This is a genomic window from Mycobacterium helveticum, from assembly GCF_007714205.1.
Classification (GTDB): domain Bacteria; phylum Actinomycetota; class Actinomycetes; order Mycobacteriales; family Mycobacteriaceae; genus Mycobacterium; species Mycobacterium helveticum.
In genome coordinates this window covers 1-5,758 of record NZ_VMQU01000204.1, presented here as the reverse complement: position 1 = coordinate 5,758, position 5,758 = coordinate 1, and the positions used below count along the sequence as shown (strand labels likewise).

Annotated in this window: 6 protein-coding genes; all 6 read left to right on the top strand. The window is 61.7% G+C overall.

Annotated elements, in window-relative coordinates; all coding sequences use genetic code 11:
* On the top strand, positions 1–1,246 hold a 1,246-nt coding region (locus FPZ47_RS26240), incomplete at its 5' end, for a hypothetical protein (RefSeq protein WP_210420017.1).
* Between the two features lie 598 nt (positions 1,247–1,844).
* On the top strand, positions 1,845–2,318 hold the full coding sequence (locus FPZ47_RS26235) for a winged helix-turn-helix domain-containing protein (protein WP_144956972.1): 474 nt from the start codon (positions 1,845–1,847) through the stop codon (positions 2,316–2,318).
* A complete protein-coding gene (locus FPZ47_RS26230; protein ID WP_144956968.1) occupies positions 2,302–3,168 on the top strand; it encodes a zeta toxin family protein in 867 nt (288 codons plus the stop codon). Before FPZ47_RS26235 ends, FPZ47_RS26230 begins: the two co-directional genes overlap by 17 nt.
* Entirely contained in the window at positions 3,168–3,494 is a 327-nt protein-coding gene (locus FPZ47_RS26225; protein WP_144956965.1) for a restriction endonuclease, read from the top strand. The genes FPZ47_RS26230 and FPZ47_RS26225 overlap by 1 nt, the downstream gene beginning before the upstream one ends.
* 9 nt (positions 3,495–3,503) lie before the next feature.
* Entirely contained in the window at positions 3,504–5,096 is a 1,593-nt protein-coding gene (locus FPZ47_RS26220) for a hypothetical protein (RefSeq protein ID WP_144956962.1), read from the top strand.
* 184 nt (positions 5,097–5,280) lie between these two features.
* Positions 5,281–5,700, top strand: a complete 420-nt coding sequence (locus FPZ47_RS26215) for a hypothetical protein (protein ID WP_144956959.1) — start codon at positions 5,281–5,283, stop codon at positions 5,698–5,700.
* Positions 5,701–5,758 lie beyond the last annotated feature (58 nt).

Below are 5,758 nucleotides of genomic sequence, written 5' to 3'. Positions count from 1 at the left end.
ACCTATTCTCGACGAATATCGTTCGCCAGCAAAGGCTTTCCCCGGCGTGTCTCGACTTACTTACGAACTCCTTAGTATGACCGGTTCGCCCCGTGAGACCCTGTTCGATGACGTCGAACGGACTGATTCATCTCCAATGCGCTACGGCGAGAACATTTTTGACTTTTATAACCGGATTGATCGACCAGATTGGGCCCATGTCCGCGATGAGCTGGAAAGCTGGTATCGCTGCCACCCCGATCCCGGCGGTCAACTGCGGGGTCACTTCCAGGGCAAGCGTCACGATCAACATGTCGGCGCCTGGTGGGAGTTGTACGTCTACGCCTTTTTCCGGAAGCTCGGCTACGAGATCACCGTGCATCCCGAGTTGCCGAACGGCAGACCGGACAGGCCCGACTTCCTGATAAGCCGCGATGGGTCAGCGGCGTACGTCGAATGCAAGGCAGTGATCGAACGGTCGAGGACCGCGGTGGAAAACGCGATTCTGGACGCCACCAACACGGCGAGCCATCCCGACTTCGTTCTCGAACTCGACATCGAATCCGAAGGAAGCCAGGAACCCAGCGCCGCCAAAATCCGCGCGGCGATCCATAACTGGCTGCAGGGGCTGAACGCCGACGACGAAATCGCCGCGCGCGGCGCCGGCAAACCGGAGCAGACTCTCCGATTCCCGATCGGCGAGTGGGAGCTCTTGTACACCGCGCACCCGGTGCCGCCCGACCAGCGCGGCACCTACGGACGTCTGCTCGGCCTGCACTCGCAGCGTGTCGTGATGTACGACAACCCTGGTCTGATCAAGCGGTCGTTGAAAGGAAAAGGCAAGAAGTACACCGGCGTCGAGACGCCGTTGGATCACCCGTTGATCGTGGCGCTCGACACAACAACGGTGTTTATCGACGATGACGAGGTCGACCGCGCGTTGTTCGGAGCGACCTCCGTCCTGTTCAACCCTGACGGCGAACCTAGATTCACCCGGTTGCCTCGGGCCCGCAATGGTTATTGGTGTGCCGATCCGCCAGCGGGCACTCGGGTATCCGCCGTCATGCTTGGCAGCAACATCCAGCCTTACGGTGTAGCCCAGGACATGCCGCGTATGTGGATCAACCCGTGGGCACCAGTGCCGGTGACGGAGACATACGGTCTCGCAACAAACATCCTCTTGGACAGTGACGAGGTCCGTCGAACCGGAGGCACCGCAGTAGCCTCGGACGTCTTCGGGTTACCCCCGAATTGGCCGCGCGGATAGATAAGGTGTGGCTGAAGCGACGCCCAGGCCCGCGGGTCACACTCTTCAACGAGCCTGACGGCAGAATCAGCGGCTTCGCCGGGTCCGGTAGTCACGATCACATCGAATGTCGTCGAGGTTGCGCTCGAAAGCCTGCTCCTATCAGCAAATGCGAAATGATCTGTCTAATGCAGCTCAGTGCGAAATTTTCTATCCATTCAGCTAACCTTTTGTGTCCGAGGGGGACTTGGCCACCTACGACACGGGTTGTGATCTTGCAACTGAGTCGTTGACCAGCGTCTCACGGCTGGTGAAGGGACGTTCTCGCGCCTGGTGGTGACCTCGAAGGGTTCGGCCAGGCGCCGAGGCGGTGATGCCGGGTTCGGTTCATTGCTTACAGTCCAGCACGCGTTGATCCGGGTAGCTACGGGCTTGAGTTGTTGGCCCCGCACCCCGACGAAGTCGCCGACAATCTCCGCCACCCTTCGTGAGGAGCTGTACAGGCTCTCCGTCGACGAGGCCTCCGACAAGCGGACTATCGGACGCTTCTGCGGCAACCTCACCTGCCGTCGTTGACGGCACACACCTCTTGATTCATAATGAATCAGGAGGTGTGAGGATGTCTACCGAATCCGCCAGCCAGACCATCGCCCAACAGGCCGAGCAGCGACTGGCAGCGATCGCAGCCCGCCGGCGCGTAGCCGATCGCGAACTCGAGCGCGAAATCTACGAAGCAGCCACCATCCAAGGCCTCAGCCAACGCCAGATCAGCGACCTGGTCGGCAACCAGTCCCAGGCCACGATCCAGCGCATCCTGCGGCGCGTCAACGACGACCCCAGCCAGCTGGACGTCAAGCCCGCCGAGATCATCGACCAGCGCACCGCCGGAATCATCACCACCGAGCAGATGATGGACAAGCTCATGAACTGGCAGTACACCTTCGGGGGTGTGGTCCGTATCGGTGGTGTCGCCACTGACGCGTACATGACCGGCGACTGGGACGCCATCGAGATGGCCTTCTACCGCGGCCAACTCAGCGACGACGAATTCCGACAGTTGGCCGACCGCCAACGCGATGCACCCCTCCCTTGATCTGCGTGCGCAAGTCGCCGCCCAGCTCACCGAACTGTCGGCTCCCGGAGCGCCTCTGCATCGTGACTCCGAGCAAAGCACCGCACGCCTCTACCCGCGCGGCGACATCGGCCGGGCCCGGTTCCAGAGAGACACCATCGACTGGTATCTGAGCCAGGCCAATCCCCGTCTCGGCGGCCGCACCGCCATCGTCACAGCGGGGCCACCCGGTGCCGGCAAGAGCGCCCTACTCAGGGCCCGGATCGCCGACCTCGATGAGTACCGCATCATCGACGCCGACATCATCAAGGACCACATCATCAGGCAGGCCATCGCTGATGGCATCTACGACCGCATGCTAACCATGGCACCATTCGCCGACGGCCGTGGGCTCGCGCCACGCGAATTATCCGCACTCGTGCATGTGGAGTCAGTGCGCCTCGCCGAAGCCATCCGAGAAACGTGCACCAGCCTCAAGGAGAATGTGGTCATCGAGGGCACCCTCACCTGGCATCTCCAGGGGCCCAACATCTTTCGTGATCTCGCCGACAACGACTACTTCGACGTCGAGGTGTACGGCATCGATATCGAACAAGAGGAAGCCCACGAAAGCGCCCTCGACCGTTGGTGGAAACTCCGTCTCGAATGGGCCAAAGGTCAAGACCCGCTCGGCGGCCGGTTCACGCCGGCCGACGCGATCGACATTTGCTACCCGACCGCCGGCGCCGAATCCGTCTGCACCACTAACGCCAAAAACTTCATAAACACCGCGATCCAGACCGGGGAGATCCCGCGCGTGCACGTGACAATCCTGCGCCGAGCCGCAACGGGCCCAATGGAAGTCATCTACGAAAGGTCCTACCTCCAGTGATGGTCCCGTGGTCCGAGCTCGAACCCGACCAAGCTGAAACGCTTCTGGCTGTCCTGCTCTACAACGAGCACCACCGAGCGGTGCGCGTTCGCCCATCGCGGGGCGACTACGGCATCGACGTGCTCAATCCGAACCCCACTGCACCCGAAACATTCGACGTCTACCAGATCAAATACTTCCATGGAACGCTGACTGCCAGCCAGAAGGGGCAAGTCGAGAAATCGTTTCGCCGGGTGCTGATCGGGTTGGTCCGCCGCGGCATCCCACTGGCCGACTGGTACCTGCTGGCGCCGGTCGATAACACCATTGACGCGCAACGGGACTAGTTCAACGCGATGCCCGACAACGTCATCGCCGAAATGTTCGACGACGGCCGATTTGTAGAACTGGAGAAAAAGCAACCGCCGCTCACTGACGACGAGAAGGCCGTCATCACCGCGTGGCGCAACCAGCCGGGACGAATCATCCACTGGAGAGGCCGAACAGCCTGCGTCACCCTGGCCGCGGAACACCCCTTCGTGGTCGACTACTACCTGCACGGTGGGCGCGAGCACCTCAACCAGGCCATCACTGAGCTCGTGTCGCTCATCCGTGGCCCCGGGGCCGCCGCGGCCACCCCCGGGGGACTGCTCACCCCGGCCGATGTGCGTAGCCACCTCGACAACCTCAAGAACGCACTCGACAAGGACCCGCACTTTCTCTACGCGTTCAGTGTCGATCCGGCCTCGCCGGACATCGCCATCATCGACGGCCTCAGCCAGCAGGGATTCGGTGTCGACCGCGCCGCGGCCGAGATCGTGGCCGCACCAGACCTGGTTGCTGCGACCCAACAACCACTCTCAGACGGCTGGACGCTCACTTTCCGTATCTACCAGCGGTTCGCCGAAGCGCTCAACGAAAGGCCCATTCCGATCCGGCTGACGTTCGCTAGCGCCGAAGCGACATTCGACCGGCACGCCTTTGACATGTGGCGCAAGTACGGCACACCGTTGACCGCACCGGCGCACGTCGACGCCGATCTTCCCGGAGGCCTGGGAACCCAGGGCGTGGCCGAGGTATCGATGCAGTCACCAGGGGTGAACTACGACGCCCGATTCCGGATCCGCACGCCCGCCGGTACTTCCGGTGAAGAGCTGTCATTCGCTATCACGGTGACCCGTGGCCCCGACGGGACCGGCATACGAGAATACGGCACCGACGCCACAGGCTTTCTCACTATTGAGGTACTCAGCGACACTGAAACCCAAATGGGAACATGGCATTTCACCCGCGAAGATCTGGTCGGCGCCGAGTTGGTCTCCGCGCTGCCCTCCATCGAGTTCTTACAAGACCTTACGGCGCCCAACACCCTTCAGGTCGCTCAACGACTTGGCCCCTTCGTCGATTACCGCGACATCCCCGACGAAAAACATCCCCAGTTCCCCGACGATGTCATGGATTACCTTCGCGCCTTGGTGATCATCCAACAGCACACTGCCACGCCGATCCGTATCCCGGACTTGACCACCCTGACCAGGCGCGAAATCGACGCTGTTTTTGAAGCGTCGGCGCTCGTGAATGGTCAAGCGGTGATCACTACCTGGGACAGTATTGGTACGGTAGTCGGTGGCCCGCCGGGTGACGCAGGACCAGAACAGGAAATCGAATTCACCAGCGAATACCAGCTTCTGGTGATGCTCAAGCTCATCGTGGAAGTGGGTGATCAGAAGCTTCTCCTGGGTACTGTCGCGCAGTACGCACTGTCGGCTAGGTACGAAGGGGAGGGCGATGGCCTTGTCGCACGCCCGTATCGCAATGACACGTTGCAGAAGACCTTCTCGCCGTTGCTGGATGCGGCGGGTGCGCTGGAGGGCCACGTGCTCGGACGTCTCGTCGGATCGCTCGATGTGCCAGCCGAGTCCCAGCCCGGTGCATCGACCGCTAACTGACGCTTGCGGCTGCTGGTTATCGGCCGCGCAGCCAACCTCACTCGATATCCGGATCAATCGAATCAACTGGGCCCACCCCGAATCTCCTCGCAGGCACTTCTTTGCCACCCACCGCGCAACCACTCCGCGCAACGGCGGACGCGGCAACGCGGAGATTCGGCAGCGGCCAGTAGATTTGGCGAGTATGAGCAGCGCGAGCCCCCGTCGCGAGCAGATCAAGCTCGACGAACCCGATACCTGGCCACGCGAGCTGCGGAGCGCGGCCCAGGAGGCTGCGCGGCACCCCGACTGCCAAACAACTTTCACAGTCGATCTACGACCTCCACACGACCTGTCCAATCGCATCATGAGCGTGCTGTCCGAGCGCGGCATCATCGTCTACCAGTGCGCCCGTCTGCTCGACTCCGAGATCGACGACGTCCAAACACACGGACTCAGGGCCGCATCCGAGGAACTCCTCGCAGACAAGTTGGCACGAGCTCAACGCGAAGGCCTGTTGACCGCCGCGCAAGTGCAGCTCATCCAGACAACAGGCGCCCTGATGGACAGTGACCACCGCGCCGCGCGGACCAACGAGATATGGGCGTTACTAAGGAGTTCGTAAGTAAGTCGAGACACGCCGGGGAAAGCCTTTGCTGGCGAACGATATTCGTCGAGAATAG

Bases quoted from the DNA above. Each gene is read 5' to 3' on its own strand.
- FPZ47_RS26235 (WP_144956972.1), top strand. From the start codon at position 1,845: ATGTCTACCGAATCCGCCAGCCAGACCATCGCCCAACAGGCCGAGCAG.
- FPZ47_RS26230 (WP_144956968.1), top strand. From the start codon at position 2,302: ATGCACCCCTCCCTTGATCTGCGTGCGCAAGTCGCCGCCCAGCTCACC.
- FPZ47_RS26225 (WP_144956965.1), top strand. From the start codon at position 3,168: ATGGTCCCGTGGTCCGAGCTCGAACCCGACCAAGCTGAAACGCTTCTG.
- FPZ47_RS26220 (WP_144956962.1), top strand. From the start codon at position 3,504: ATGCCCGACAACGTCATCGCCGAAATGTTCGACGACGGCCGATTTGTA.
- FPZ47_RS26215 (WP_144956959.1), top strand. From the start codon at position 5,281: ATGAGCAGCGCGAGCCCCCGTCGCGAGCAGATCAAGCTCGACGAACCC.